The organism is Ruegeria sp. CH11 (genome assembly GCF_056537105.1).
The window spans coordinates 1-2,472 of record NZ_JBQFQX010000046.1 but is presented as its reverse complement, the minus strand read 5'-3'; the positions used below and the strand labels follow the sequence as shown (position 1 = coordinate 2,472).

The window sequence follows — 2,472 nt, the reverse complement described above, 5'->3', positions numbered from 1 at the left end:
CGGTCCCATCATCACCGCACCTCCACTCTCAAAAACGAGTGAATCAGCGACAGGCAAACCAATCAACGGAATTTTTCAACACTATCCGGACGAAGGGGACCTTCGATCAGGTCAATTGTGCCGCATACTATGAGCACGAACGCGTCTAACCGGAAAACGGTACAAACAAGCACTTCACCTTGCGCCTCAAACCTTTGATAGCGGCCTCAGTCTCACTCATCCAAGGTCGAGCTTCTGAGCGCACACAAGCGTGGAATTTCCCGTCCAGTGACGGTTGCAACCGTGGGTCATCGTAGGCCACGAGTTCAGCAACCCCTTCGACCCGAAATCCACCCTTCTCTTCGGTTACTTCAAGCTCGTTCTCCGAACAGTCGGTTTTTGGGCAACAGATCCCGGGAATCCAGTCTCCGGCAAAGCCGGGTTGTGAATTCAACACCCAAACCAATGCCCCCATAAGGGCAATTTTGAAATCTGTGGGCATGGCATTAAACTGAACTAGTGGTGGCTGCATGTCGGCACCTCGGAAAATGAACAAATCATGGGTAAATTGACTGGAAATACAGACAAAAAGTCCCGAAACCCTCACGATATTTCGGCGAAATCAGGTCAAGCGATTGTTCTGAACGGCAGGCTTTTTGATGTTTCAACGAAATCACTTTACGCAGCCGACGGCACGCCGCTGACGCTCAGAGCGCAGTCAATGGAAGTCCTCGCTGCTCTAGTCGAGGATGAAGGCGCGCCGGTTACCAAGGAAAGGCTTTTTGAGACGGTCTGGCCCGATGCCCATGTTACTGATGACAGCCTTGTTCAATGTATCGCCGACATCCGGCGTGCACTGGGTGATGACGACAAGACACTGATCCAAACTCTGCCCAAAGTCGGCTACCGGCTGACACCGCATTCCGCGACACAGCGCGCACGCTTCGGGACCTTGCCTCTTGTCGCAGGCTGCCTGGTGCTGATCTCTGTGGCTATTTGGTGGATTTGGCCAGTGCCCGAGGCGCCCGCCCTACCGGAAAAACCCCGCATCGCGGTGCTGGCTTTTGACGATTTCTCGACCGGTGACGACAAGGGCTATTTGTCTGACGCTGTTGCCGAAGGGCTTATCACAGAACTGGCCCGTTTTCCGGCCATGGGTGTAATAGCCCGCACATCGTCCTTTTCCTACCGCGACACCGCCGCCGATATTGATACCATCCGCGACGAGTTGTATGTGCACTATGTCCTTGAAGGCAGTCAGCAGAAGTCTGGCGATCGCCTCAAAGTCACTGTCCAACTCATAGATGCGCGCTCCGGAGACCACGTGTGGGCTGAAAGCTACGACCGAGGGCTAGAGGATTTTTTCGTCGTTCAAGAAGAGATCGTGCGCGCCGTCGCTGCGGTTGTGAACAACATAGTAATCAAAAGGCCCTTGCCAGAAGGCGATCTTGCTCAGGTCACGGCCTACAACTATTTTCGCCAATCGCTTGGCAACCCTGACAGCCGCGAACAGGTCGAAAAGCGGCTGGAACTTGGGCGCATGGCCTTGGACGTCGATCCCGATTCTGTCTGGGGCTATCTTACAATGGGGTGGGGCCATCGCCATATGGCGGTCTTCTACTCGACACCCGAGGAAAAGCCCAAGCACCTAGCCAAAGCTAAGAAATACGCGGATATCGCCGTCGAAATCGCACCTCAGAACTATATCGCATATTGGATGCGCGCGCGGGTCGAAGAAGAATATGGCGATCACGAAAGCGCAATCAAAACCTATGATCAGGGTATCGCAAGAAACCCTTCAGCAGTAAACATGGTCGTCGGCAGCTCTTCCCCCCGCCTTTATATCGGCCAGTTTGACGATGCGCTTGCCATCATCGACAGCGCTTTGGAAATCGATCCAAAACATACCAGTTGGTTCCACTGGCAACGCGCTTGGGCATTGTGGGAACTGGACCGATGCGAAGAAGCACTGGACGCGTTCGGCCGCATGTCCAAGATTCCGAACGCCGCGCGACGGATGCATGCAGCAACCCACGCGTGCCTTGGAAATCAGGAAGAGGCGGCCGCATCCCTCAAGGTCTTCCTCGACGAGAATCCGAACGCAAATCTCAAGGATGAGCGGGCAAAATCTGAAGTTACCTGGCCCAATCCGACATCAGTCGAGAAATGGTTGAAGCATCTGGAAATCGCCGGAATGCCCGCGAAGTAATTCCTCTTGCCATTTGTCGTGCTTCGGCGCAGCTGGAGGTGCCGCTAAGCCAACCAATTGCCCACAAGAGCCCTGTGAATCTGTTCTCTTGATGCGCTATCCGGTGCGGAAGTCACATGTCCGCTCTGGGCTCGTTTCCGCCATCGGGGAGGATACATCATGTGGACCGGAGAACCGGTTTGCACGGTTAATGACGGCCCATATCGGATGAGGTGGATGGCTCCTGCTCCACCGGCATCGAACGTGCCAAAGTGCAGTTGTTATCGACTGCTGGGAAAGGAGCC

At 54.6% G+C, this 2,472-nt stretch carries 2 protein-coding genes; one reads left to right on the top strand and one right to left on the bottom strand.

The features are described 5' to 3' along the window. Positions 1-145: 145 nt before the first annotated feature. Positions 146-511, bottom strand: a complete 366-nt coding sequence (locus ACR0LX_RS22915; RefSeq protein ID WP_480785627.1) for a hypothetical protein — start codon at positions 509-511, stop codon at positions 146-148. 27 nt (positions 512-538) lie between these two features. On the opposite strand from ACR0LX_RS22915, the gene ACR0LX_RS22910 reads away from it, so the two are divergent. Further along, positions 539-2,188: a winged helix-turn-helix domain-containing tetratricopeptide repeat protein gene (locus tag ACR0LX_RS22910; protein ID WP_480785626.1), complete on the top strand. Its 1,650-nt coding sequence runs from the start codon at positions 539-541 to the stop codon at positions 2,186-2,188. Positions 2,189-2,472 lie beyond the last annotated feature (284 nt).

Coding starts and splice junctions, on each gene's coding strand:
- ACR0LX_RS22915 (WP_480785627.1), bottom strand. CDS start 511: ATGCAGCCACCACTAGTTCAGTTTAATGCCATGCCCACAGATTTCAAA.
- ACR0LX_RS22910 (WP_480785626.1), top strand. CDS start 539: ATGGGTAAATTGACTGGAAATACAGACAAAAAGTCCCGAAACCCTCAC.